The organism is Rhodococcus jostii RHA1 (assembly GCF_000014565.1).
GTDB lineage: Bacteria > Actinomycetota > Actinomycetes > Mycobacteriales > Mycobacteriaceae > Rhodococcus_F > Rhodococcus_F jostii_A.
This window is the reverse complement of sequence record NC_008268.1, coordinates 6,675,103-6,700,217: the sequence shown is the minus strand read 5'-3', so window position 1 is coordinate 6,700,217 and position 25,115 is coordinate 6,675,103. Positions and strand designations below refer to the sequence as shown.

Sequence of the window (25,115 nt, the reverse complement as noted above, 5' to 3'; positions counted from 1 at the left end):
CACAGCAAAGCATTTCGAACGGTCGATTCGCAAGACAGGTCGCCGGGCGGGTTACGCCGCCCGCCCCACCCGATAACGCAACGTGACCACCCCGGAGTCGTACCCCTTCGACTCCAGCAACGTCAGCGCATGCATCCCGGTGTCCTCGTCGAGGAGCCTGCGGCCGTGCCCCAGCAGGATCGGCACCACGTGCAACTGGATTTCGTCGACCCGCTCGGCGGCGAGCAGTGCCCGCGCGAGGGTGATGCTCCCCCAGACGATCATGTCGCCACCGGGCTCCTGCCGGAGGTGCTGCACCCGCTCGACGGCGTCGCCCGGCCACAGCTGCGCCGGCTCCCGATCCCCCCACGGGGCGCTGTCCAGCGTCGAGGAGAACACGAGTTTCGGGATCGAGTTGACGGCCTCGGCCACGACCTCACCCTGCGCCTGTTCGGTGGGCCAGTAGTCCGAGAACATCTGATACGTCTTTCGCCCGAGCAGGGCGAGGTCCGTGTCGGCGAGCAGACGGAGGTTGTATCGGTCCACCTCACCGTAATCCGGCACCGCATCGAAGAAGTCCAGCTCGCCGGACCGTCCGGCGACGAACCCGTCGAGGCTCGTCAATTCCTGGACGACGATCCTGCGGTGCGGTGCGTCCCGCTCCGTGTCACTCATAGATTCCCTCCACCGACCAGCGGCCAGCCGTGCAGATCACCAGCAGCGCCCGCGACTCTTCCAGCAGCACCTGGGCCCGGGCCGCCGTCCGGGCGGCCGGAGGGTCCCACCACCGCTCGTCCACCGGCCACGGTCCGGCCCATCCGCACACCGCCCACTCTCGGCTCCCCCACCGCAACCGCGCGGGAGGCGCGCTGAACACACCCCGTTCCGTGACCGTCACAGCCATACCCCGCTCGTCCGACATCCACACCTCCGGATACGCGGTCAGCACCGCGGCAGGCGCCGGTTCCGGCAACGTGCCCGGCCACGGCTCCGACGGATCGTTGCGCGGAATCAGCTCGTCGCCCAACGGCAGCAACGTGATGCGCTCCGCCGGGCCCCGCCCACCGCTGAGGACACCCACCTGCACGGCTTCCCCGCCGAGCAGACCCTGCACCCGCACCAGAGCCCGCCGGGCCCGCTCGTCCCGGTCGCCGACCCCACCCCACAGTCCCAGCTGCAGGGCGCCGGCGGCCACCACTTCCACCGGTTCGAGCCGCAGGACGGCGATACCGGCGGAGGGCCGCTTCTCGCTGCGCCCGGTCAGCCACCCGTCCAGCTGCCACCGCACCCGGTCCGCCGTCGCCTCCGGCGTCAACGGTTCCGCGCACCTCCAGATTCGGGACAGTTGCTCACCGTTGCCGGTGCTCGCCGAAATCGACAGCCGGGTGCAGGCCACCGCGGCGTCCGACAGTGTGCGATGAAGCTTCTCCGCCAGCGCACGCCCCGCGAAGGCGGCGGCGTCGACCCGTTCGATGACGGGATCGCACCGTTCCTCGACCTCCAGGTCGGGAGGCAGCGACCGGCCCGACGGCGGACGCTCCGGTTCACTCCGCGCAGCGCGATGCGCCAGCACCGCATCGGTTCCGAACCGCGACGCCACATCGCCCGCCGACAGCGCGGCGAAACTGCCGATCGTGCGCAACCCGAGCCGGTGCAGCAGATCGACCAGCTCACCGCGATGGGGTGCCGCGAGGCTCGGCTCGGCGGCCAGTTCCCGCATCGGGAGCGGCGCCAGGAAGGCCGTCCCCTCACCGGGCGGCACGAGAGTTGCTCTGCGCGCGGCGATCACGGCCGTGGACAGCTGATCGGCGATGCCGACCTGGCACTCCACCCCCACCGCCGACACCTGGTCCACCAACCGCTCCGCGGCGGCTTCCTCCGAACCGAAGTACCGGGCGACACCGCGAGCGGACAGCACCACCAGACCGGGTCGCAGCACCTCGACACCGGGCGCCACCGCGTCGACGGCCGAGGCGACCGCCTCGAACAGCCGCGCGTCGCGGTCGGGATCGGCGGTCACCACGTGCAACCGGGGGCACCGGGCCTGGGCCTCGCGGCGGCGCAGGCCTCTGCGCACCCCGTCCGCGCGGGCCGGTGCCGAGCAGGCGATCACCCGATTGCCCGACGTCACCGCCACCGGGTGAGTCGGCGGGAGGTCCGCGGCAGCGGCCGCCGCGACCGCGGGCCAGTCGGGGCACCACAACGCCAGCACCCGGCTCACAGACCCACCACCTCCACCGGCGCCGGGAAGGGGGCGACCTCGAGGGGCGCCACCGGTTCCGGTGCGCTCACCCATTCCACCCGGCCCTGCGCCGACCGCACGTCCAACCGGGTGGTGCGCGGCTGGAACGACCGCCCCCGGGCGCACACCGCCAGGCTGAGGGAACGCAACCGCCCGCATCCCCGGTCCTGAGATCCGTTGCCCAGTCCGGCGTAACCGTGCACCCGGGCTTCCAGCCGCATCTCCGCGCCGTCCCAGTGCCCGTCCGTGACGACCAGGGTCGACCCCTTGCTCCGGGCCCGGGCCACCACCGCACGCGCCCGGGACGGCGCCACCGACGCCCCACCCAGTCCGAGCACCACCAGATCCATTCCGTCCAGGAGCACCGCGGCGATCTCCACCGGATCGGCGCCCGGATCGGGGATCAGGGCCAGCCGTTCCAGCTGCGCCCCCATCTCGACCGCTGCCAGCACCCCGAGCCGGGGATGTCCGATCACCGCGACGTGTCCGCCGCCCGCGGTCACGGACGCGACCAAACCCAGCAGGAGCGAGGTGGCACCCGACACCGACACCACCGAACCGCGCACCAGCCCGCCTCGGGGAAGGAGCTCGGCCAGCGCAGCCGGAACCGGAAGCACCCCGGCAGCATGGGAATCGGGCGCTGCGGACGTGCCCGTCGTGGGGAGCGCACTCTCCACCGGGGCGCGGCTCGCCACCGATTCACCGCGCGCGGGAACAGCGGCCATCCGTCGTCGGAGGTAGTCCAGACGCTCCTGCCGGGACAGCCCGGACAACTCGGGAGTCCCCGGCACCGGAAACCCCGGCTCGCCGGCCACTTCAGCCAACTCGACACCCCTGACACTCGGCACCAACAGCGGTCGGCAACCACGGGGAAGACGCGGCTCGAACAGACGCTTTGTTCGAACGTATTTTCGAACTCATTTCAAGTAAAGCCGGTCGGTGGAGGCCCGTCAAGTGGACCCCGAACGGCCAGGTCAGGACCGTCGCGCATCCCGTGTCCGCGCAATCCTCTAACCTGAACGCGTGATGGAGCAGGAGCAGAGCGAAAGGGGCATCGGACCCGAATACCTGGTGGCCGGAAGGTACCGCCTGCGGTCCAAACTGGGCGGCGGTGGAATGGGCGCGGTCTGGCTCGCACGGGACACCCTGCTGCACCGCGACGTCGCCATCAAACAGGTCACCACGACGGCCGGACTCGACCCCGACGAGGCCCGTCGTGTCCGCGAACGCACCATGCGGGAAGGGCGCAACGCCGCCAAACTCGCCCACAGCCATTCCATCGCGATGTACGACGTCGCGCTCGAGGCAGGCGAGCCCTGGCTGGTCATGGAGTACCTGCCGTCGCGCAGCCTCGCCCAGGCGATGAACATCGCCGACACACTGCCCCCGCTCGAGGTCGCCCAGATCGGCGCGCAGGTGGCCGACGCGCTCACCGCCGCCCACGCCGCCGGGATCGTGCACCGGGACATCAAGCCGGGCAACATCCTCGTCGCCGACCGCGGCCGCGAACTCGGCACCGTCAAGATCAGCGACTTCGGCATCGCCCGCGCCAAGGGCGACTCCGCCGACACCACGAACGGGGTCATCACCGGCACACCCGCGTACTTCTCCCCCGAGGTCGCCCGCGGTCAGGACCCCACCGAGGCCAGCGACGTCTTCTCGCTCGGTTCCACGCTGTACACCGTCGTCGAGGGCCAGCCGCCGTTCGGGATCGACTCCGATTCCATCGCACTCCTGCACCGGGTCGCGAAGGCCGAGATCTACCGTCCGAGTAAGGCCGGACCGCTCACCGACACGCTGCTGCACCTGCTCGAGCCCGACCCGGCGCGTCGTCCGACGATGGCCGAGGCCCGCGACGCCCTGGCCCGGGTGGCCATGTCCGGGGACGGGAACGTCGCGCACCTCGTCGGCTCGCCCGTCTATTCCGCAGACGGCACCATCCCTGCGTGGGCACACCGTTCGACCCCCTTGCCCGACTCACGCCGGCGCAGCAAGCTGGTGAGTTCCACCCAGGCCGGTCTGCCCGCCGTGCCTCAGAGCACCCCGCTCAAGAACGTGCCGCGTCCGCTCGGCCGGTTGCAGTGGCCGCCGCGCCCGACGAAACCCGCTCCCGGTTCGCCGGCCCCCACCGTCCGCGATCAGGTGGTGGCGTGGGCGCCGATCGCCATGGGTGTCATGGTCGCGATCCTGATCCTGGCCGTGCTCGTGGCCGTGATCGTCCTCCTCGCCCAGCCCTGACACCCCGGGAGGTCAGTCGATCCGCCGGCGGTGCGCCCACCTCGTGAGCGCATTCCGGTTGGACTGCTGCGTCTTCCGCAGCACGTTCGACGCATGCGTTTCGACCGTCTTCACCGAGATCACCAGTTCCTCGGCGATCTCGCGGTACGTGTACCCCCGCGCGAGCAGCCGCAGCACTTCCAGCTCCCGCGGTGTCAGCGAATCCAGCTCCGGATCCAGCTGCGGCTCAGGAGCATTGGAACGCCCGGTGAAGGAGTCCAGCACGAATCCCGCGAGCCTCGGGCTGAACACGGCGTCACCGCCGGCGACGCGGCGCACGCCGTCGGCCAGTTCCGCGCCCGAGATCGTCTTGGTGACGTACCCGCGTGCCCCGGCGCGAATCACGGCGATCACATCCTCGGCGGCGTCGGACACGCTCAGTGCCAGGCACACCGGACCCGACTCGATGCCCCGCAGCACGGCGACACCGCCGCCGTCGGGCATGTGGACGTCGAGCAGCACGACGTGCGGCGAGGTGGCGTTGATCCCGGCCACCGCCTCCGCGACACCGCCCGCCTCGCCTACCACCTCCATGTCCGCTTCCCTGCCGAGTTCGGCGCGGACCCCGGAACGGAAAACGGCATGATCATCGACGAGAAAGACACGGTACGGGGGTGTTTCAGGCAAAGTCACTGCAGCTGTTCCTCGCGTGGGCGGTAGAGTCACCCCACTCTAGAGCGTGTCGAATGATTCGCTCTGTCGCCGCACCACCGCCGGCATCCCGTCTTCCCCGTCGGTGGCGGTATCCGATTGGAGAGCCGCACCGGCACTGCGGAACCAGGCCTTCACCAGATATCCGAAGCTCGGCCACGTTCCGTCGTCCGGCCGCACGACGCAGAGACCCGTCATCCACTTGCCGAACGTCGCATGGAATCGCGCCTGAATCGCGGTCCGGTGGACGAACGAGAACACGAGCCACGCCGGTATCACCGCGAACCCCGCCGTTCCCTCCGCCGCGTTCGGCGGCACCGACTGTCCGGCCGTCTGCACGATGTAGACGAGGACCCCGACCACGGCCCCGACGAGTGCGTGCAACACGAGGTCCAGCACCAGGGCGACACCACGCCGGAGGTGACCGGCGGGCCGGACCCGCAGCCGGCTGTCGGCCCCGTTCACGGCAGACGCCCGTCGATCTCGTCGCGGGCACGCCGGACGTCGTCGTCGAGTCCGGTCCGGTCCAGCACCTCGTCGACGACGGCGCCGCTGAACCGCGGTGCGCCGACCGTCTCCTCCTGCACGTAGGAGCCGAGCATGCCCCCGAACTGAGAACGAGGGTCGGTGAACTTCAGCCCGAACGCGCCGTTGACCGCCCCCTTCACGCCTCCCCGAACCGCACCCTTGCCGCCCGCCTCTGCAACGTTGCCCCAATCCATGCTGTCGCGCCGACCCACGTGTATCTCGTACTTCTGAAACGCAGCCTCGAGGACCGCCTGGGCTCCGGCGCCGGCCGCCGCGCCCGTCGTGGCGCGGGTGAGGATCGAGGTGATCAGCTGCCGGATGATCATCCGGACGGTGACCTGTGTGGCCGCTTCCGCCGCGAACGCGGCCGGGCTCGCCGCGCCGAACGTCATCGCGCTGGCCACCGCGACCGCGACGAGTTCGGCCGCCAGTGCCACCAGGGCCGCGATGATCGACAGTTTCGCGACCCGGATGTCATCGGCCGACCAGTCGAGGGTGTCGCCCAGTTCGTGGAGCAACCCCGACAACTCGCGTAGTGCCCCGTCCGCACCGATCCGCGCCCAGTGCTGCGCCATCGCGGTGTCGACGTCACCACTCACCCCGGACATGGCCGACCGCATCGCGGCGTCGGCCTCCTCGATGATGTCGTCGAGCGAGGCACCGGCGTCCTTCCACCCCTGCCCGAGCCGCTCCATCGCCGTTTCGTCCGCGTCGGGCCAGTCCGCCCCGACGACCTTCTCCGCCAACCACCGGACACTGCCCGGAACCTCGATGCCCATCAGAACAGCCCGGCGAGGCTGGATGCGGTGCCGCGGTCGGTGTCATCGAACGAGTCGGCGGTGCTTCCGAGTCTGGATCCGAGCGCGGCCAGCGCCCCGACGGCGAACCCCAGCGACTGCCCGGCCGCGTCCGCGGACGGCAGATACCCGCTCGCGAACGTCGTCCCGGTCTCGTCGCCGCCCCAGCATTCACCCTCGGCCTCGAGGGTCGAGTGCAGTGTGGCGGCGACCGCTGCCATCCGCTGCGACAGTGCGTCGAATCGGGGTGCGACGCTGCGCAGATGCGCCGGGTCCACCCACAGCTGCGCGCTCACTGCCACCCGTCCCGCAGGACCGGCCGATTCCACTGCGCGTCGTCGGGATCGTCCGGGTCCGGTTCCCGATCGGCCGGGACGCCACCGACTTCGGGCTCGAGGCGCGGGAGGAAGTCCCGCAGGCTCGGAGCGCCGGGGACGAGGTCCGGCAGATCCGGCAGGGTCTCGGTCGCGGCCACGATCGATCCCATGATGCGCACCGACTCGGTGTGCGCGGCCTCGCCCGCACGCCGGGCGGCTTCGGTCATCGCACGTCCCAGCGACTCGGGGGTGGACCGCCGGAACGCGTTCGGCGCGAGGCGCACGTCCACCACGCCGCCCACCGAGTTCACCACCACCTGCACCAGTCCGTCTGTGGACGCCCCACTCACCCGCAGCTGCGCCACCTGCTGCTGAGCGGCATGCAGTTCCTGCGTCTGCCGGTCGAGCGCGGCCAGCATCGAATCGATCTGATCCTGCAACTCGTGCTCGCGCACGCGCAGACCCTCACGGTCGAACATGAAATCCCCCCTTGACATCTCGCGTCCCACCCCGCCGCAACACGGTGCGAGCACACGACCCCCACAGTCGTGTCGCCGGCGAACATTACCCCCTCGCTGGGACAGCATGCGAGCAGACACCGCGCACCAGTGCGCCGACACGGCGAAAGTGGTGCTCACGCACCCTGACTGAACGGCACGTCCTCGACGCCGGCAGTGTCCGTGTCCTCGGCGGTGGCCGGTGTCGCCCACGTCCGGCCGTTCCGCGGCATGTGGATTCGCACCTCGGTGCCCTTGCCGGGTGCGGACCGCACGTCGACGTGCCCGCCGCGCCGCTCGATCCGTCCACGGATCGACTTCGCCAGGCCCTGACGGTCCGGGGACACCTCGTCGACGTCGAATCCGACGCCGCGGTCCCGGACGAACACACTGACCTGTTCGTGCTCGGCTTCGGCGAACAGGTTGATGTCCGTCTCCCCGGAATGCTTGGCCGCGTTGACCAGAGCCTCCCGCGTCGCACCGAGCACCGCCGTGAAACTCTCCTTCGACAGGCCCTCACCCGTGCCCTCGACGTCGAGCGCCACATCGCCGACCGTCACCGGCCGCACCGTGACGCCGTGGTGGTCCTCCACCTCGCCCGCGATGATGCGCAACGCCTCCGCGAGGCTCGAATGGTCGGCGTCTCCCCCACCGAACAACCACTTCCGCAGTTCTCGTTCCTGACCCCGGGCAAGCCGCGCGACCTCCTGAGGATGGTCGGCCTGCTTCTGGATCAGCGCCAGGGTCTGCAGGACGGAATCGTGCAGGTGTGACGCGATCTCCTCACGCTCGTCGTTGCGGATCCTGGCGGCACGCTCCGCGCCCAGCGCGCGCCACAGTCGCAACCACAGGGGCACCGTCAGCAGCCCGGCGCCGACCAGGGTGACCACCACAGCCAGCAACGACGAACGCAGCGCAGCCAAGTCGACCTGCGCGAGGATCACCACACCGAGACCCGACACGATCAACGTCACGCCACCGAGGACCCGCGCCCAGGTGAGGACGGTCGGACGCTGCGGCAGCCCGATGACGGTGCGCGGACCTTCCGAATCGAACTCGCGCCACACCAGAGCCGCGCCGACCGCCACGACGATGATCGGCGCGATCACCGAACCGACGCGGCCACTGAACAACCACGACAACGCGGACGCACCGGCAAGGCCGATCGCGATCAGTCCGTACGCTCTCCGTCGCTCGGAGGCACTGGGCTTCTCGGTGTCGGAACCTGCGGCCGTGAAGATCCACAACAGTCCGTAGCCGACGATGCCGGCGCCGGCGAGCGCGGCGAGACACGCGAACGCGACCCGCACCTTCATCACGTCGACGCCCAGCTGATCGGCGATACCACCCGCGACGCCGCCGACGATGCGACCACCGGTCCGGCGTTCGAGCCGCGGCATGGGAATGCCGTCGGGCGGGGCAGGTGCGGTCACGGCGCCCGCGTACTGGGCACCGCCCGCGGACGTGTTCGACACAGGTTGCACATGTTCGATACTGGCACGATCCCCTGGCCACGGCATCAGGGTCCAACCCTGACTTCGGCACGCGTTCCGGCCCACCCCGACCGGAAAGATCAGGGTAGTTCCCGATGTACGCGCGCCGCGCCGACCGGAACGATGGTCGTATGAGCAATGGGAGCTTCCAAGAGCAGATACAGGATCTGTGGCGGACCCGGCCGGTGCGGTTGCCGGGCCGTGGTCACGTCGCCGGTGTCTGTGCGGGAATCGGCTACCGCTACGGCGTCGATCCCGTACTGATACGAGTCGCCTTCGTCGTGTCCACCATCTTCGGTGGCGCCGGCGTGCTCCTCTACCTGGCGTGCTGGCTCGCCCTCACGAAGTCGGGCGACCCGGCCTCCCCCGCGGAGTCGCTGGTGGGACGTGGTCACAGCTCCGACTCGGGCACCAAGACCATCGTCCTTCTCGTCGCACTGGCCATCGCGCTGAGCACCGTTGGTCCCTTCGGTGTCGGGCTCGGCGGCTCCGGGCTGGTCAGCATGGCGTTGATGCTCGGCGGCCTGTGGCTGCTGTACCAGCGGCAGCCGATACCCCCACCGTTGCCCGCCGGAGCCGTTGCCCCGGGTGTCGGGACCGGGTATCCCGGGACGAGTTTCTCGCCCGGTCAGTTCGGCGCCAACCCGTTCGGCCCCGGCACGTACGGTCCGGGTGCGTACGGTCCGGGTGCGTACGGTCCGTACACGAAGCTTCCCGACTCCTACACGCCGAGCACGCCGCCCACCTCGGACGAGAAGCCGGCCGACGCGCCCACCGAGGCACTGAAGCCCGAAACTGCTGCGGGCGAAACCGTTCCGGTGTCGTTCGAGAAGACCCCGACCCCCGGTCCGCAGGTCGACACACCCTCGGCCCCGTTCGCGCCGCTCGAACCGCGACCGCCGGCGTGGGACCCGCTCGGGGTCGCCCCGTTCGCATGGGATCTGCCCGAACCGGCCAGGACCACCACGCCCGCAGTACAACCGGACCGCACCCACTCCCGCCTGACGACGATGGTGATCGGGTTGGCGATCCTCGCGGCCGCGGCGGCGACCGCGTTGTCGGTCGCCACCGGATCCGACTGGTTGAACGCTGGTCGCATCGGCGCGGTCGCGCTCGCCGTCATCGGAGTGGGGCTGCTGATCGGCGGATTCCTGCGCAAGGGCTACGGGCTTCTCGTCGTCGCCGGACCGCTGATCGGTTTCGTGATCCTCGCCTCGCTCGTCGGTTCACTCGACCTGAACAGCGAGAACATGGGCGATCGGACCTGGAACCCGGCGACGGCGGCCGCCATCGAGCCCGCCTACTCCGGCGGATTCGGCAGCTTCACGCTCGACCTCCGGAACGTCACTCTCACCGAGGACAAGACGGTCGACGTCAGCGGGCAGTTCGGTGAGGTCGTGGTACTCCTGCCGCCCGGTATGAACGTCGAGAACCACTGCACCACCCAGTTCGGCGACGCGCAGTGCCTCCCGGAGGGTCTCGACGGTGGCGTCGACGGCACGGACGGTCACGTCCTGACCCTCAACGCCGATGTCCGATTCGGAAGTGTGGAGGTGCGCCGTGGATGACATCGACGACACTCACGGCAACGAACAGACCCGGACGCGGAAGCGCCCGTCGCCACTACTGCTCCTCGCAGGATTGGCAGCACTCCTGGTGAGCGGCTGGGCACTTGCGGGGCCGTTCTCGCTGGAACCGCTCGCGAACGTCGAGTTCCGCTGGCTGTTCGTGGTGGTCGCGGTGCTGGTCGGCGTTGTGCTCGTGTTCGCACCCAACCGGCGAAAGTAGAGTCGCAAGCGCACGTGCGCGGTGAGCGGGTCCTCGGACTCACTCACCGCGCACAGTGCGTCACTCCCACTCGATGGTGCCCGGAGGCTTGCTCGTGATGTCCAGCACGACACGGTTGACGTCGTGCACCTCGTTGGTGATTCGGGTGGAGATCCGCTCGAGAACGTCGTAGGGCAGTCGCGTCCAGTCCGCGGTCATCGCGTCCTCGCTGGACACCGGGCGGAGCACGATCGGGTGGCCGTAGGTGCGTCCGTCGCCCTGCACCCCGACGCTGCGGACGTCGGCGAGCAGCACCACGGGGCACTGCCAGATCTGACCGTCGAGCCCGGCGGCCGTCAGCTCTTCGCGCGCAATGGAATCCGCGTGACGCAGGATGTCGAGCCGGTCCTGCGTGACCTCGCCGATGATGCGGATGCCCAGGCCGGGACCGGGGAACGGCTGGCGTCCCACGATTTCCTCGGGCAGACCCAGCTCGCGCCCCACCGCCCGGACCTCGTCCTTGAACAGCAGGCGGAGCGGTTCCACGAGCGTGAACTGCAGGTCTTCGGGCAGTCCGCCGACGTTGTGGTGGCTCTTGATGTTGGCCGTGCCGGTGCCGCCGCCGGATTCCACGACGTCCGGGTACAGCGTGCCCTGCACGAGGAATTCGACCGTGTCGCCGTGCGCGGCGTTCTCGCCCAGCACGTCGCTGACCGCGCCCTCGAAGCTGCGGATGAACTCGCGGCCGATGATCTTGCGCTTGGTCTCCGGGTCGGACACGCCCGCCAGCTCACCGATGAAGGTGTCGGCGGCGTCGACCGTGATCAGCTTTGCGCCGGTCGCGGCAACGAAATCCTGCTCGACCTGGGCACGCTCGCCCGCACGCATCAGACCGTGGTCGACGAACACACACGTCAGGTTGTCGCCGATGGCGCGCTGCACGAGCGCCGCCGCGACAGCGGAGTCGACACCGCCGGAGAGCCCGCAGATCGCCTTGCCGTCGCCGACCTGCTCGCGGACCTGCTCGACGAGGGCGTCGGCGATGTTCGCGGCCGTCCATGCGGGAGGAATGCCGGCGATCTCGTGGAGGAACCGGCTGAGCACCTGCTGACCGTGCGGCGAGTGCAGCACCTCCGGGTGGTACTGCACACCCGCGAGCTTGCGGGCCCGGTCCTCGAACGCGGCGACGGGTGCGCCCTCGCTCGTGGCTGTCACCTCGAAGCCCGCCGGGGCCTCGGTGACCGCGTCGCCGTGACTCATCCACACGGGCTGGCTGGCCGGCAGCCCCTCGTGCAGCAGACCGCCCTGCACCTTGAGGTCGGTGCGGCCGTACTCCCGGGTGCCGGTGTGTGCCACCGTCCCGCCGAGTGCGCCGGCCATGGCCTGGAATCCGTAGCAGATGCCGAACACGGGAATGTCCAGATCGAACAGCGCCGGATCGAGCTGCGGCGCACCGTCCGCATAGACGCTCGACGGCCCACCCGACAGCACCACGGCAAGGGGATTCTTGGCCGCGATCTCCTCGACGGTCGCGGTGTGCGGAACCACCTCGGAATAGACCTTGGCCTCACGCACCCGCCGGGCGATCAGCTGCGCATACTGCGCGCCGAAGTCGACGACGAGGACCGGTCTCTGTTGCTCGATATCTGCCACCGGGTCAGTCTAATCGGCGCAGCTCTGTGGTCTGCGCGACCCCATGACCCGGCCCTCTCGCGCCCTATGCAACGCCGTGCTTCTGCGCGTCGGGCACCACGGCGCTGTTGCGGATCTCGACGATCGGCAGCACCAGCGCGGCGGGCGCCCCCTCCGGGACGACCGGTGCGATCGGGGCGACCGGGTTCAGGCGCCGGTATCCCTCCCCCTGCGCCGGGCGCAGGTCCTTCTCGCCCTTGTTCGGCCAGAGCGAGGCCGCACGCTCGGCCTGCGCCGAGATCGTCAGCGACGGGTTGACGCCCAGGTTCGCGGACACGGCCGACCCGTCGACCACGCTCAGCGTCGGGTAACCCCACACGCGGTGGTAGGGGTCGATGACGCCCTTCGACGGTTCCGACGCGATCGTGCAGCCGCCGAGGAAATGCGCGGTGAGCGGGATGTTGAACACGTCGCCCCAGGTGCCGCCCGCGCGACCGTCGATCTTCTCCGCGATCCGGCGGGTCGCCTCGTTGCCTGCCGGGATCCAGCTGGGGTTCGGCTGGCCGTGGCCCTGCTTGCTGGTGACCTTGCGCCGACCGAACAGGCCCTTCTTCGTGTACGTGGTGATGGAGTTGTCGAGGTTCTGCATCACCAGGGCGATGATGGTGCGCTCGCTCCACTTGTACGGGGTGAGGACCTTCAGTGCTGTCGGATCCTTCGCCAGTTCCTTGAGGAACGTCATCCACCGCCGGCCGCCGCCGTCGGTCAGCAGCGTCTGCAGTAGGGCCATCGAGTTCGACCCCTTGCCGTAGCGCACCGGCTCGACGTGGGTGTCGGACGTCGGGTGGAACGACGACGTGATGGCGACGCCCTTCGTGAGCTCGAGCGCGGGATCCACCTTGTTCTTGGCGGCGCCGAGGATCGACTCCGAATTGGTGCGGGTGAGCACACCCAGCCGGTCGGAGATCTTGGGCAGCGCGCCCGTCTCCTTCTGGTCGAACAGCAGATGCTGGGTGCCCCACGTACCCGCGGCCAGGACGACGTTCGCGGCGGTGTACGTCTTGCGGTTCCGGTTCTTGCGCGGCCCGCTGCGCCGGGTGAAGACGTCCCAGGTGCCGTCGGACGCCTCGCGCAGACCGGTGACCGTGGTCATCGGGATGATCTCGGCGCCCGCCTTCTCCGCGAGACCCAAGTAGTTCTTGAGCAGGGTGTTCTTGGCGCCGTGCCGGCATCCGGTCATGCATTCGCCGCATTCGATGCACCCGGTGCGGTCGGGGCCGACGCCGCCGAAGTACGGGTCCGGCACGGTCTTGCCCGCTTCACCGAAGAAGACACCGACCGGGGTCTGGATGAACGTGTCGCCCACGCCCATGTCCTCCGCGACCGACTTGATGATCTCGTCGGCGGGGGTCATGTGCGGGTTCTGGACCACGCCCAGCATCTTGCGGGCCTGCTCGTAGTACGGCGTGAGCTCGTCGTGCCAGTCGGTGATGTGCGACCACTGCTTGTCCTGGAAGAAGGAGGCGGGCGGCTTGTAGAGCGTGTTCGCGTAGTTGAGCGAACCGCCACCGACGCCGGCACCGGCGAGGATGAGGCAGTCGCGCAGCAGGTGGACGCGCTGGATGCCGAAGAACCCGAGGGCGGGCGCCCAGAGGAACTTCTTGAGATCCCAGCTGGTCTTCGCGAAGTCCGCGTCGGCGTAGCGACGGCCCGCTTCGAGGATGCCGACCTTGTAGCCCTTCTCGACCAATCGGAGTGCGGTGACACTGCCACCGAATCCGGACCCGACTATGAGGACGTCGTACTCCGTTGCGCGCTGCTTACTCATCACTCGACCTCCAACGAAACCTGAGTTATTACTCGCCAGTATGCACCCCTCGGTTGTGACAGCTGCCACAAGGGTCACCTAACTGTAACGAGAGGTATCAGGAACGGTCGAGATACCCGCAAACGCACGTCGCCCAATGCCTCACCAATGCAGTTGAACTGCACCGATGTGACATTGGGCGACGAGAGAAGCGGCGACGAACGGACGCCTCAGGCGCGGACGGTCAGGCCGACCTTCTGGAACTCCTTCAGATCCGAGTACCCCGACTTCGCCATCGAGCGGCGCAGACCGCCGACGAGGTTCAACGAACCGAACGGGTCGTCGGACGGACCTGTGAGGACCCGGTCGAGCGACGGACGCGCACCGAACGAGACCGGCAGCATCGTGCCGCGCGGAACCGAGGGATGCGCCGCGGCCGACGGCCAGTACCAGCCGCCGCCGGGAGCTTCCGCCGCAACGGCCAACGGTGCGCCCAGGACGGCGGCGTCCGCGCCACAGGCGATCGCCTTGGCGAGGTCGCCCGAGGACGTGATGTCGCCGTCCGCGATGACGTGGACGTAGCGTCCGCCCGTCTCGTCCAGGTAGTCGCGGCGGGCCGCAGCGGCGTCCGCGATGGCCGTGGCCATCGGAAGACCGATGCCCAGCACCTCACCGGTCGTCGTTGCACCCTCGGTGGAGCCGTATCCGACGATCACACCGGCCGCGCCCGTACGCATCAGGTGCAGTGCGGTGCGGTGATCGCTCACCCCACCGGCGACGACGGGGACGTCGAGCTCGGAGATGAACGTCTTGAGGTTCAGCGGCTCGCTGTCGCCGTGCACGACGTGCTCAGCGGAGATGATCGTGCCGTGCACGACCAGCAGGTCGATGCCCGCCTCCAGCAGCTGCGGGGTGAGCGCCCGGGCGTTCTGCGGGCTGACCCGCACCGCGGTCGTGACACCCGCGTCGCGGACCTGGGCCACGGCAGCGGCCAGAAGTCCCGGCTGCAACGGCGCCGCGTGCAGTTCCTGCAGCTTCTTGATCGGTGCCTCGACGTCGACGTCCGACTCCGCCAGCGCGACGAGCTCGGCGAGCTTCGCCTCGACGTCCGCGTGCCGGCCCCACAGACCCTCACCGTTGATGACCCCGAGGCCACCACGCTTGCCGAGTTCGATCGCGAACGACGGCGACACGAGCGCGTCGGTCGGATGCGCCAGCACAGGGATGTCGAACCGGTATGCGTCGAGCTGCCAGGACGTCGACACCTCCTTGGAGGAGCGGGTCCGGCGGGAGGGGACGATGTCGATGTCGTCCAGCTCATAGGTTCGTCGGGCTGTTCGGCCCATGCCGATCTCAACGAGGTCGCGCACGCGCGCCCCTTTCTCGTGAATCGTGACTGGTTGCTAGCGAGCGGTGTAGTTGGGAGCTTCGACCGTCATCGTGATGTCGTGCGGGTGGCTCTCCTTCAGACCCGCAGCGGTGATCTGCACGAACTGCGCGTTCTGCAGTTCCTCGATCGACGACGCTCCCGTGTAGCCCATGGCAGCCCGCAGACCGCCCGTGAGCTGATGTGTGACCTGGGACAGCGGACCGCGGAACGCGACCCGGCCCTCGATGCCCTCCGGAACCAGCTTGTCCTCGGACAGCACGTCGTCCTGGAAGTAGCGGTCCTTGGAATACGACTTCGCGGCGCCACGGCTCTGCATCGCGCCGAGGGAACCCATTCCGCGGTAGCTCTTGTACTGCTTGCCGTTCACCAGGATCAGCTCACCCGGCGACTCCGCGGTGCCCGCGAGCAGCGAACCGAGCATGGCCGTCGACGCGCCTGCAGCCAGGGCCTTCGCGATGTCGCCGGAGAACTGCAGTCCACCGTCGGCGATCACTGGCACACCGTGCGGTTTGGCCGCGGCGACTGCTTCGAGGATCGCCGTGATCTGCGGGGCGCCGACACCGGCGATGACACGGGTGGTGCAGATGGAGCCGGGGCCGACACCGACCTTGACCGCGTCCACACCGGCCTCGATGAGAGCGGCCGCACCGCTGCGGGTGGCGACGTTGCCGCCGATGATCTGCACGCGCTCGTCGACCTCGGCCTTGAGCTTCGAGATCATGTCCAGCACGCCGGCCGAGTGACCGTGGGCGCTGTCGACGACGAGCACGTCCACTCCGGCGTCGGTGAGAGCCATTGCGCGGCTCCACGCCTCGTCACCCACACCCACGGCAGCACCGACGAGGAGCCGGCCGTCGCGGTCCTTGGTGGCGTCCGGGTGCTGCTCGGTCTTCACGAAGTCCTTGACCGTGATGAGGCCGGTGAGCTTGCCCTGACCGTCCACGATCGGCAGCTTCTCGATCTTGTGGCGGCGGAGCAGACCCAGCGCCACCTCCGCGGTGACACCCTCCTGGGCGGTGATCAGCGGCGCCTTCGTCATGACCTCGGACACGGCGCGGTTCTGGTCGACCTCGAAGCGCATGTCGCGGTTGGTGATGATGCCGACGAGCTGCCCGGCCTCGTCGGTGACCGGAAGTCCGGAGATCCGGAAGCGGGCGCACTTCGCGTCGACCTCGGCGAGAGTGTCGGACGGCTTGCAGGTGACCGGGTCGGTGACCATTCCCGCCTCGGACCGCTTGACCGTCTCCACCTGCCCGGCCTGGGCCTCCACCGACAGGTTGCGGTGCAGCACGCCCATGCCACCGGCGCGGGCCATGGCGATAGCCATCCGCGCCTCGGTGACGGTGTCCATCGCGGAGCTGACGAGCGGCACTCGCAGCCGGATGTCCCTGGTCAGCTGGCTGGACGTGTCGACCTGGCCGGGGATGACATTCGACGCCGCCGGCAAGAGCAGGACGTCGTCGTACGTGAGACCCAGCATCGCGACCTTGTTCGGGTCGTCACCGCCGGTGTGTACATGCCCTGCTGAACTTGTCATGCGGTTCGGGCCCTCCATGGAACATAGGTGCGGCGCCGGTGGCGCCGTCTGCGGACATTCAGATCTTCGATCTGGTGGAAACTTTCGGGAACACGGATACAGGAAAAAGGCCGGAGCGACGATCGATATTCCCAGCTCCACAAACCATGATATCGGCTCGACGCGATCACCACGGAGCCCACCCACGCTGGGCGTACGCCGAACGGCTGGCGCAGACCGGGCTGACCTGCGTACCGTGGTGCTGTGCGCGATCAACTGCCTCCAGGTCTGCCCCCGGACCCCTTCGCCGGCGACCCCGCCGACCCGTCCGCAGCTCTCGACGCGATCGAACCGGGCCAACCACTCGACCCCCACGAGCGTCTCGCCGTGGAGGAAGATCTGGCCGACCTCGCCGTGTACGAGGCGCTGCTGGCACATCGAGGGATCCGCGGTCTCGTCGTCTGCTGCGAAGACTGCCAGCAAGATCACTACCACGATTGGGACATGCTTCGTGCCAACCTCCTTCAGCTTCTGGTCGACGGCACCGTGCGACCGCACGAGCCCGCCTACGACCCGACACCCGAGGCATACGTCACCTGGGACTACTGCCGCGGCTACGCGGACGCCTCGATGAACGACGCTCTGCACGGAGACGGTTTCGACGCCTGATCCGGCACAACCCGATACAGACCACTGTGGCCCGACACTCGAAGTGTCGGGCCACAGTGGTCTGTGCGGGAGGGCCGCCGAACCGCTAGCTGGTGGGCGGCAACACCGGGACCGGGGTCGTGGTGGTGGGCAGCGGCACCGTCGAAGGCTCCTGCGGCGGCTGCTGGGTGGACGGCTCCGTCGCCGGGATGTCCGAGGGCAGCGTCGGAACCAACATGATCGTGGGATCCGGGCTCGGGGACGGCACCGTCTCGGGCGGAGGAGGCGGCAGCGTGGGCAGCTGTGGCAGCGGAATGGGCGGCAGTCCCGGAATCTGCAGGTCGGTCGGCAGGGTTCCCGGCAACGGCCCGACTCCCGGCAGTGTCGTCGAACCGGGTGTGCCCGGCACGGTGGCGGGCAACTCGGTGGTCTGCGTCGGCGCGCCGGTGGTGGTGGTACCGGGCGTCGTCGTCGCAGGCGGCGTGGTGGGAGCGATCTTCTCGACCTCCGCGGCGAGCTTCGCCCGCCACACGTCGAGTTCGTTGCGCATGTCGGCGTCACGTACCCCGCCGGAACGGTCGGCGGCGCCCTCGAGCAGGTTCTTCGCCGCCGCCGCGTCGCCCGCGGCGATCAGCCGCTCGGCCTCCTGCAGCTGCGACGTGGTGTCGATCTGCGCGACGGTCGAATCGGCCTGCTGGCTGAACACGACCGACTTGACGCTCCACAGCGGATCACCGGGTGCGGCGTTGTACGAGAAGATGGTGGCGCCACCCATGACGACCGCGATCGCTGCGGCGGCGCCTGCGATGGGTCGCAACAAGCGGAGCTTGCTGCGGGCGGCGCTGCGCGCGGAACGGGCGTCCGAGGCGTCGATCGCCGCGATCACGTCGTCGAGCAGCGGCCCGGTCGGCATCGGCGTCGCCACGATGTCGGCGCGCCAATTGGTCAGCAGAAGCGCGAGCTCGTACTGCTCCGGCGAATCCGTTGCGACGGGACCGCCGCCGGCGATCGCGTCGATCAAAGCGTCGTCGCGGCGCACTGCCGCGACGTTCACCGGTGCGTCGTCTCCTGGGAGATCGGCATCGGGATTGCCGTTGCGCTTGATGCCCCTAGCCAAACCTCTCACCTGCCCTCGTCACTTCTTTTTTCAGTTTCGCTATGGCTCGGTGTTGAGCCACGCGGACAGCTCCCGCGGTACTACCCACGGCCGCGGCCGTCTCCTCGGCTGACATACCGACCACGAGGCGGAGGATCAGGATCTCCCGGTGCTTCTCCGGCAGCGTGCTCAGCAGTTCGTTCATCTGCCTGCTCGCTTCCGAGTCCAGCGCCCTCTGTTCGGGTCCGTCATCGTTGGCTACGACATCCGGTACTTCGGCGACGGGCTCCGACTTGTTACGGGCGGAGTTCCGATGCGCGTCGGCAACTTTGTGTGCGGCGATCCCGTAGACGAATGCCATGAACGGCCGGCCTTGATCCTCGTAGCGAGGCAAGGCCGTCATCACGGCGAGGCACACTTCTTGCGCCACGTCGTCCGCGGAGAGTTGTCCCCTCTCCGCAGCACCGACCCTGGCTCTGCAGTAACGCACAACCAAGGGCCGAATGTTTTCCAGGACCAGAGCTAAAGCGGCCCGGTCACCCTGCGTTGCAGCGGCGACTGCGGAGTCCAACTCCTCGCTCGTATTAGTCATCGTTGCTGAATATCCTGGCGTTACAGTGGCACCTCCCCCGATGGGTGTGCTCCCGCTCTCAGCGGAACACTCCAAGAGTAACGGTGCGGACCGAACGGTATTCGCCCGGATTCGCAGCGATTCGCGCGCAACCCGGCCGTACGGGCCCGACCAGCGGAGTCAGATTCGGAAGCGCCCACCTCGCGCCCTGATGACGGTTTCGCACTCCGTACGCACGGCCTCCGCACGTGAGTCGGAAGTCACACCACTCAGCAACATCGCAGCTGCCCACTTCAGAGGTATCAAGCCGTACCGATCGCACCGGTCGAGCACATCCGCGGCAAGCCGTGCCGCCGGACCCGAATCGGACTCCCCCGTCATCGACGCGCTCCGGAGCAGATCCGATTTGACGCGGTGCCGCGCAGATCCGGCGGCCTCCGAAATTTCCGCAGCGGTCTCGGCGTGGCGGCGCGCCGAGGCGAACTCTCCGCCCGCGAGAAGCAACTCCGCGCTCACCCAGAGCCTGCGGACGCGCTGCCGCCACAGGTCGTCGGGAGCAGTCTCGTCCAGGTGCTCGGAGCACCTGCCGAGAAGCCGCCGGCCCAGTGCCAACCGGCCGCACCCCAGCGCGTCGGCGGCCAGCCCCGTCAGCGCGTCGCACCGAGCTTCGCGAACCAGGACGCCGTCCTCGTCGTCGGGACGGGTCCCGACGACGGCCAGTGCCCGGCCGTCGAACCCGGACGCCACACCGTGCCAGCCGAGCTGCCTCAGCAGCGACGCCTGCGTGCTCCAGGCGAGCGAGGCGACCGCGGGCCCGGCCACCCCGCCCCGCGTCAGTGCGTCCAGCTCTGCGCGGGATCGGGCGTAGTGCCCCCGGGCGCCCCACGCCACCGCTCGCATCCAGCGCTCGACGGGAACGTCGGACGCCGGCAGCGGGCACCCGCCCGGATCGGGGCCGAAAGCCGCGCGGATCAACGAATTCGTGGCGTCGGAACGGAGACTGGAGTCGGGCACGCCGAGATCATCGCATCGTCCGGGCGCCCCGCGGTCAGGTGACCGCGGTGACGGCGTGCACGGCCTCGTCCAGCGTGCCCAGCACCGCGATCGATCGGGGCAGCGACCGCGTCCGGCATCCGGGGCCGCCCGCGAGCATCGTCAGGCCCGTGCGCCTGCGGCGGATCGCCCGCAGCAGAGACGGGAGGTCGCCTCCGGCGGCGGGCAACCACAGGACGATCACGTCCGGCTCGGCATTGGTCACGGCAGCGAGCAGCGCCGACCGGCACAGGGGCAGCGCGATCCTCGTGTCCACCGAGCCCGTGGCCAGGGCGGCGCCCAGCGCCCGGAATTCGAGACCGTACGGGTCGGCGGAAACCCCGTCCGGCGGGTCCGCCGGCAGGTGCACGAGCAGGACACGGCCACCGCCGCCGATCGGCGCGTCCAGCGTCATCGTGGACAGAATCCCCGCGACGCATTCGGCGAAGACGCGGACACTCGCAGCCGCAGCGTCCGAATTCCTCCCCTCGTCCGCCCATTCGAGCACCGGAACGACCAGGGTCGTCCACATGGAGACGAATCCCCGCTCCGCGACGGCCCGCACGACGATCCGCCGGATTGTCACGACGTCTCGCGCCAGCAACGCACCCGATAAATTCCGGACGGACGCCTCGGCGCCGCCGAGGCCGGAAAAGGATGACAAAAGGTTCGACGGGTCTGTTTTCGTCCTGTTCACCGAGTTGTCACCCAGATTTTTCACACCCGGCCGGTGGTCGCTTTCTGACGAATATGTAGCCATTGCGTTAATCGCATATCTCGCGGCCTCTGCGGAGTTTGCACCACCGTCCAGAGCGTGTTGCATGCATTCGAGCCGGGCGACGTCGCGCGGCGTGTATCGCCGGTGACTTCCCTGCGCGTGCACGGAGGGTCCGATGCCGTATCTGCGGTCCCAGGTGCGGAGCGTCGACGGAGCGACCCCGAGCTTTCTGGCCAGGGCAGATACCGAGATCGTGGGTCCCTCGTCCGGGGGTCCGGAAAGGGGCTGGGTGTCAGGCTCCGCGGGCTGGGGCACCCGCACATCGTCACCCGTGACCGGGGGTCTTTCAACCCGAAACGGAATCACGGAACCGCGGGAAAGTAAATATTTTCCAGGTTAACTTTCAGCTCGTGGGATATGTAAATCGCCACTGTGAACAACTATTGACGCGATTTCACAACCGACTCTACGGTTAGCGACGTGAATGATTAGTGGCTTGAACGTACCTACGAGCCTACGGTCCGCTCGTCGCCCGAGGCGAGCTTGCAGCTAAGGAGTCCACATGCCTGCACCCAACCACCTGCCCGGCCCGAACGCCGATATCTGGGATTGGCAGATGCACGGCCTGTGCCGCGGGGTCGACTCCTCGATGTTCTTCCATCCCGACGGAGAGCGTGGCCGGGCGCGCGCGCAGCGGGAGACCCGCGCCAAGGAAATGTGCCGACGCTGCCCGGTCCTCGCCCAGTGCCGCAATCACGCGCTGAGCGTGTCCGAGCCGTACGGGATCTGGGGCGGAATGTCCGAGACGGAACGCGAAATGCACGCCCGGCACAGACGCGGCCGGATAGCCGTCTGACCGCTCGACCACACTCACCGGGAACCCTCGTCGCCGCACGGGGGTTCCCCGCGTCACATCGACACCCTCGACACCCATCCACCGCGACGCGGTCTCCGAATGCCTACCGGCTGGAGGAGATGAGTGGATGTGCACGCTACCGTGGTTCTCGATGAAGCGAGACGACTTCCGGTGACGAACCCCGAGGGCAACACTCCAGCGGAAGACGTGTGCTCGGCGGATGCAGCCGGCGCACACAGGGCCCGAACCACCGAATCCACCGAATCCACCGAACTCCACGACACCATGGCCCGCGTCGCGAACGGGGACGCCGACGCGTTCGCCGAACTCTACGACCGGACGAGCGCCCGAGTACACGGCATGGTTCTGCGGGTCCTACGCGACCCCGGGTACGCGGAGGAGACGACGCAGGAGGTCTTCCTCCAGGCGTGGCGCACCGCATCGAACTTCGATCCGGCCCGCGGCTCCGTACTGTCCTGGCTGATGACGCTCGCGCACCGCCGGGCGGTCGACCGCGTGCGGTCGGAGCAGGCGGGCACCGACCGCGAGGCGCTCTACGAGACCACCAACATCGCCGGGCCGTTCGACCACGTCACCGAGGAGGTGACCCGCCGGCTCGAGCATCAATCGGTGCTCGCCTGCCTGGACTCGCTCACGGACACGCAACGTGAGTCCGTCGCGATGGCGTACTACGACGGCCGCACCTACCGAGAGGTCGCCTCCCAACTGGGGGTCGCCCTGTCCACGGTGAAGACGCGCATCCGTGACGGACTGACGCGACTTCGCGGGTGCCTGGGAGGTCTGTGACATGAACGACGAACTCGTGGGCATGGCCTACCCGTACGCACTCGATGTGCTCGACGACAGTGAGCGCCGCGAACTCGACATCGATCTCGCCGTCACGGACGAGGACACCCGCTCCACGTTCACCGACGAGGTCCGGCGGATCCGCGAAGCGTTCGCGGTGGTGAGCGCGGTGGGAGCCGTCGAACCCCCGCCCCGGGTGCGGACACGAGTCCTCGACGAGGTCAGGAAATCCGCGTCCGGGCCGACATCGCTCACCGAACGCCGCTCCCGCAGGCGCCGCTGGCGGGTCGCCGTCGCCGCCGCTGCGGCCGTCGGGGTGCTCGCCGGCGGAACGGTGATCGTTCGGCATCTCACGGAAGGTCAGGCGCCGACCGTGGCGGAGCAGGTTCTCGACGCCTCCGACGTGCACTCGTCGACGAGTGCGATCGCGGCCGGTGGGTCCGCGACCGCCAACTACTCGAAGTCGCAGGACGCCGTGGTGTTCGTGCTGGACGGTGTCGCCCCGCCCAGCGCCGACACCGTGTACCAGCTGTGGCTGATGCCGGCGTCCGGGGCCGCGCCGGTGCCCGCCGGAACCCTCTCCCCCGGAGAAGTGCAGCCGACCACGACGATCGTCCTCGACGACGTGGGGTCGATGTCGAACCTGGCCGTCACCGTCGAACCGCCCGGAGGATCACCCCAGCCGACGTCACAACCGTTCGCGGTGCTGCAACTGAGCTGATCCGGCGCCTGCCGACAGAAGAAACCCCCGCGCGGTGATCCGCACGGGGGTTTCTTCGCTCGAACAGTCGAAGCCGATCGGTCGCGACGGCAGAGCCTAGTGGCTGTGCCCGTGACCGGTCTGCTGCTCGTTCTCTTCCGCAGGCTTCTCGACTACGGCGCTCTCCGTGGTGAGGATCATCCGCGCGACCGAAGCCGCGTTGACGACCGCGGAGCGGGTGACCTTCACGGGGTCGACGACACCGTCGGCGAGCAGGTCGCCGTAGGTCAGGGTCGCGGCGTTGAAACCGTGGCCCTTGGGCTGCTCGGCAACCTTGCTGGTGACGACGGAACCGTCGAGACCGGCATTGCTGGCGATCCAGTACAGCGGCGCCTGCAGTGCTTCGCGCACGACCTTGACGCCCGTGGCCTCGTCACCGGTCAGACCGAGGTTGTCGGCCAGCTCGGTGCTCGCCTGGACGAGGGCGGAACCGCCACCGGGGACGATGCCCTCGGCGACAGCAGCCTTCGCGGCGTTGACGGCGTCCTCGACGCGGAACTTGCGCTCCTTGAGGTCCGTCTCCGTGGCCGCGCCGACCTTGATGACGGCGACGCCACCGGCCAGCTTCGCCAGACGCTCTTCGAGCTTCTCGCGATCCCAGTCGGAGTCGGTGTTCTCGATTTCGCGGCGCAGCTGCGCGACGCGACCCTTGATGTCGTCGTCTGTTCCGGCGCCGTCGACGATCGTGGTCTCGTCCTTGCTGACCACGACGCGGCGTGCGCTGCCGAGCAGGTCCAGCCCGGCGTCCTTCAGCGTGAGGCCGACGTCGGAGTTGATGACCGTGCCACCGGTGACGACGGCGAGGTCGTCGAGGAACGCCTTCCGGCGGTCACCGAAGAACGGCGCCTTGACGGCGACGGCCTTGATGGTCTTCCGGATGGAGTTGACCACGAGCGTCGAGAGGACCTCACCCTCGACGTCCTCCGCGATGATGAGGAGGGGCTTGCCGCTCTCGGCAACCTTCTCCAGCAGCGGCAGGAAGTCGGGCAGAGACGTGATCTTCTCGCGGTACAGCAGCACGAGAGCGTCCTCGTACACGGCCTTCTGTGCATCGAGGTCCGTGACGAAGTACGGCGACAGGTAGCCCTTGTCGAACTGGACGCCCTCGGTGATGACGAGCTCGGTCGCCAGGGTCGAGGATTCCTCGACCGTCACGACGCCGTCGGTGCCGACGCGGGTGAGCGCCTCGCCGACCATTTCGCCGATCTCCTCGTCACGCGAGGACACGGTCGCGACCTGGGCGATGGACGTCTTGCCCTCGACCGGCTTCGCGGCGGCGAGGAGTGCCTCGACGACCTTGTCGGCCGCGGCGTTGATGCCGATGCCGAGCGCCATCGGGTTCGCACCCGCGGCGATGTTCTTCAGACCGCCCCGCACGATGGCCTGAGCCAGCACGGTCGCGGTGGTGGTTCCGTCGCCTGCAACGTCGTTGGTCTTGGTGGCGACGCTCTTGACGAGCTGCGCGCCGAGGTTCTCGAACGGGTCCTCGAGCTCGATTTCCCGGGCGATGCTGACGCCGTCGTTGGTGACGGTCGGGCCGCCGAAGGCCTTCGCCAGTACTACGTGGCGGCCACGCGGACCCAAGGTCACCTTGACCGCGTCGGCAAGCTTGTCGACTCCACGCTCGAGAGACCGGCGTGCGACCTCGTTGAACTCAATCTGCTTGGACATGTGTTCTGTCTTCTCCTGGATCTCAGGGTTACGCGCGTGAACGCACTCCGCCCCGGGATCCTG

General features: G+C 68.9%; 25 protein-coding genes and 1 pseudogene. 7 read left to right on the top strand and 19 right to left on the bottom strand.

All coding sequences use genetic code 11. The annotated features are described in order from the left end of the window. Positions 1-51: 51 nt before the first annotated feature. The 3 genes from RHA1_RS30370 to imuA' are packed head-to-tail and all read right to left on the bottom strand — an operon-like array spanning position 52 to position 3,036. Complete coding sequence (locus RHA1_RS30370) at positions 52-654, bottom strand: dihydrofolate reductase family protein (protein WP_009479425.1); 603 nt, start codon at positions 652-654, stop codon at positions 52-54. After that, complete coding sequence (locus RHA1_RS30365) at positions 647-2,200, bottom strand: DNA polymerase Y family protein (RefSeq protein WP_011598189.1); 1,554 nt, start codon at positions 2,198-2,200, stop codon at positions 647-649. The genes RHA1_RS30370 and RHA1_RS30365 overlap by 8 nt, the downstream gene beginning before the upstream one ends. Further along, complete coding sequence (imuA', locus tag RHA1_RS30360) at positions 2,197-3,036, bottom strand: DnaE2-dependent mutagenesis accessory factor ImuA' (RefSeq protein WP_029539466.1); 840 nt, start codon at positions 3,034-3,036, stop codon at positions 2,197-2,199. The genes RHA1_RS30365 and imuA' overlap by 4 nt, the downstream gene beginning before the upstream one ends. 211 nt (positions 3,037-3,247) lie before the next feature. On the opposite strand from imuA', the gene RHA1_RS30355 reads away from it, so the two are divergent. Next, complete coding sequence (locus tag RHA1_RS30355; protein WP_011598187.1) at positions 3,248-4,459, top strand: serine/threonine-protein kinase; 1,212 nt, start codon at positions 3,248-3,250, stop codon at positions 4,457-4,459. Positions 4,460-4,471: 12 nt separating this feature from the next. Here the strand turns inward: RHA1_RS30355 and RHA1_RS30350 are convergent, their stop codons facing one another. The 6 genes from RHA1_RS30350 to RHA1_RS30325 form a co-directional block, all read right to left on the bottom strand. Then, positions 4,472-5,131 carry a response regulator gene (locus RHA1_RS30350; protein ID WP_009479420.1) on the bottom strand — a complete coding sequence of 220 codons (660 nt, stop codon included), beginning with the start codon at positions 5,129-5,131 and terminating at the stop codon, positions 4,472-4,474. Positions 5,132-5,170: 39 nt separating this feature from the next. After that, the gene (locus RHA1_RS30345; RefSeq protein ID WP_050787425.1) at positions 5,171-5,614 is read right to left on the bottom strand and encodes an RDD family protein; all 444 of its coding nucleotides are present in this window, start codon (positions 5,612-5,614) and stop codon (positions 5,171-5,173) included. Next, a complete protein-coding gene (locus RHA1_RS30340; RefSeq protein WP_011598185.1) occupies positions 5,611-6,456 on the bottom strand; it encodes a WXG100-like domain-containing protein in 846 nt (281 codons plus the stop codon). Before RHA1_RS30340 ends, RHA1_RS30345 begins: the two co-directional genes overlap by 4 nt. Further along, positions 6,456-6,770 (bottom strand): WXG100 family type VII secretion target, encoded by a 315-nt coding sequence (locus tag RHA1_RS30335; protein ID WP_009479417.1) that lies wholly within the window; start codon positions 6,768-6,770, stop codon positions 6,456-6,458. The genes RHA1_RS30340 and RHA1_RS30335 overlap by 1 nt, the downstream gene beginning before the upstream one ends. Further along, the gene (locus tag RHA1_RS30330; RefSeq protein WP_050787424.1) at positions 6,767-7,270 is read right to left on the bottom strand and encodes a YbaB/EbfC family nucleoid-associated protein; all 504 of its coding nucleotides are present in this window, start codon (positions 7,268-7,270) and stop codon (positions 6,767-6,769) included. The genes RHA1_RS30335 and RHA1_RS30330 overlap by 4 nt, the downstream gene beginning before the upstream one ends. A 155-nt stretch (positions 7,271-7,425) precedes the next feature. Further along, the gene (locus RHA1_RS30325; RefSeq protein WP_011598183.1) at positions 7,426-8,808 is read right to left on the bottom strand and encodes an ATP-binding protein; all 1,383 of its coding nucleotides are present in this window, start codon (positions 8,806-8,808) and stop codon (positions 7,426-7,428) included. A 68-nt stretch (positions 8,809-8,876) separates the two neighbouring features. Here RHA1_RS30325 and RHA1_RS30320 point away from each other — a divergent pair, with 68 nt between their 5' ends. Together RHA1_RS30320 and RHA1_RS30315 are read left to right on the top strand one after the other, a co-directional pair. Next, the gene (locus RHA1_RS30320; RefSeq protein ID WP_011598182.1) at positions 8,877-10,349 is read left to right on the top strand and encodes a PspC domain-containing protein; all 1,473 of its coding nucleotides are present in this window, start codon (positions 8,877-8,879) and stop codon (positions 10,347-10,349) included. Next, positions 10,342-10,569, top strand: a complete 228-nt coding sequence (locus RHA1_RS30315; protein WP_009479413.1) for a hypothetical protein — start codon at positions 10,342-10,344, stop codon at positions 10,567-10,569. Before RHA1_RS30320 ends, RHA1_RS30315 begins: the two co-directional genes overlap by 8 nt. Positions 10,570-10,629: 60 nt before the next feature. Here RHA1_RS30315 and guaA read toward each other — a convergent pair whose 3' ends face one another. The 4 genes from guaA to guaB all read right to left on the bottom strand — a co-directional run bounded on the left by guaA (position 10,630) and on the right by guaB (position 16,914). Beyond that, on the bottom strand, positions 10,630-12,201 hold the full coding sequence (guaA, locus tag RHA1_RS30310) for a glutamine-hydrolyzing GMP synthase (protein ID WP_009479412.1): 1,572 nt from the start codon (positions 12,199-12,201) through the stop codon (positions 10,630-10,632). A 64-nt stretch (positions 12,202-12,265) separates the two neighbouring features. Next, positions 12,266-14,008, bottom strand: coding sequence for a GMC family oxidoreductase N-terminal domain-containing protein (locus RHA1_RS30305; RefSeq protein WP_011598180.1), 1,743 nt, complete (start codon positions 14,006-14,008; stop codon positions 12,266-12,268). A 209-nt stretch (positions 14,009-14,217) separates the two neighbouring features. Beyond that, a complete protein-coding gene (locus RHA1_RS30300) occupies positions 14,218-15,357 on the bottom strand; it encodes a GuaB3 family IMP dehydrogenase-related protein (RefSeq protein ID WP_009479410.1) in 1,140 nt (379 codons plus the stop codon). Positions 15,358-15,390: 33 nt separating this feature from the next. Next, complete coding sequence (gene guaB / locus RHA1_RS30295) at positions 15,391-16,914, bottom strand: IMP dehydrogenase (RefSeq protein WP_005570999.1); 1,524 nt, start codon at positions 16,912-16,914, stop codon at positions 15,391-15,393. A gap of 243 nt (positions 16,915-17,157) precedes the next feature. Between guaB and RHA1_RS30290 the strand changes: the two genes are divergently transcribed. Beyond that, positions 17,158-17,562 carry a DUF5319 domain-containing protein gene (locus RHA1_RS30290; RefSeq protein WP_005239778.1) on the top strand — a complete coding sequence of 135 codons (405 nt, stop codon included), beginning with the start codon at positions 17,158-17,160 and terminating at the stop codon, positions 17,560-17,562. Positions 17,563-17,647: 85 nt separating this feature from the next. Here RHA1_RS30290 and RHA1_RS30285 read toward each other — a convergent pair whose 3' ends face one another. From RHA1_RS30285 to RHA1_RS52075, 5 genes and pseudogenes are all read right to left on the bottom strand, one after another. After that, positions 17,648-18,667: an anti-sigma-D factor RsdA gene (locus tag RHA1_RS30285; protein ID WP_009479409.1), complete on the bottom strand. Its 1,020-nt coding sequence runs from the start codon at positions 18,665-18,667 to the stop codon at positions 17,648-17,650. After that, entirely contained in the window at positions 18,651-19,229 is a 579-nt protein-coding gene (locus tag RHA1_RS30280) for a sigma-70 family RNA polymerase sigma factor (RefSeq protein WP_005239770.1), read from the bottom strand. The genes RHA1_RS30285 and RHA1_RS30280 overlap by 17 nt, the downstream gene beginning before the upstream one ends. 159 nt (positions 19,230-19,388) lie before the next feature. Further along, positions 19,389-20,222 (bottom strand): hypothetical protein, encoded by an 834-nt coding sequence (locus RHA1_RS30275; RefSeq protein ID WP_011598179.1) that lies wholly within the window; start codon positions 20,220-20,222, stop codon positions 19,389-19,391. Positions 20,223-20,256: 34 nt separating this feature from the next. Further along, positions 20,257-21,000, bottom strand: a complete 744-nt coding sequence (locus tag RHA1_RS52080) for a transcriptional regulator (protein ID WP_518525575.1) — start codon at positions 20,998-21,000, stop codon at positions 20,257-20,259. A 24-nt stretch (positions 21,001-21,024) separates the two neighbouring features. Next, a pseudogene (locus tag RHA1_RS52075) lies at positions 21,025-21,273 on the bottom strand (MerR family transcriptional regulator); the annotation flags it as partial. Between the two features lie 247 nt (positions 21,274-21,520). On the opposite strand from RHA1_RS52075, the gene RHA1_RS30265 reads away from it, so the two are divergent. From RHA1_RS30265 to RHA1_RS30255, 3 genes are all read left to right on the top strand, one after another. Next, a complete protein-coding gene (locus RHA1_RS30265; protein WP_005239766.1) occupies positions 21,521-21,814 on the top strand; it encodes a WhiB family transcriptional regulator in 294 nt (97 codons plus the stop codon). Between the two features lie 123 nt (positions 21,815-21,937). Further along, the gene (locus RHA1_RS30260) at positions 21,938-22,621 is read left to right on the top strand and encodes a sigma-70 family RNA polymerase sigma factor (protein WP_011598177.1); all 684 of its coding nucleotides are present in this window, start codon (positions 21,938-21,940) and stop codon (positions 22,619-22,621) included. Position 22,622: 1 nt separating this feature from the next. Beyond that, positions 22,623-23,342, top strand: a complete 720-nt coding sequence (locus RHA1_RS30255; RefSeq protein WP_011598176.1) for an anti-sigma factor — start codon at positions 22,623-22,625, stop codon at positions 23,340-23,342. Positions 23,343-23,438: 96 nt separating this feature from the next. Here RHA1_RS30255 and groL read toward each other — a convergent pair whose 3' ends face one another. Continuing rightward, complete coding sequence (gene groL / locus RHA1_RS30250) at positions 23,439-25,052, bottom strand: chaperonin GroEL (RefSeq protein WP_009479402.1); 1,614 nt, start codon at positions 25,050-25,052, stop codon at positions 23,439-23,441. Positions 25,053-25,115 lie beyond the last annotated feature (63 nt).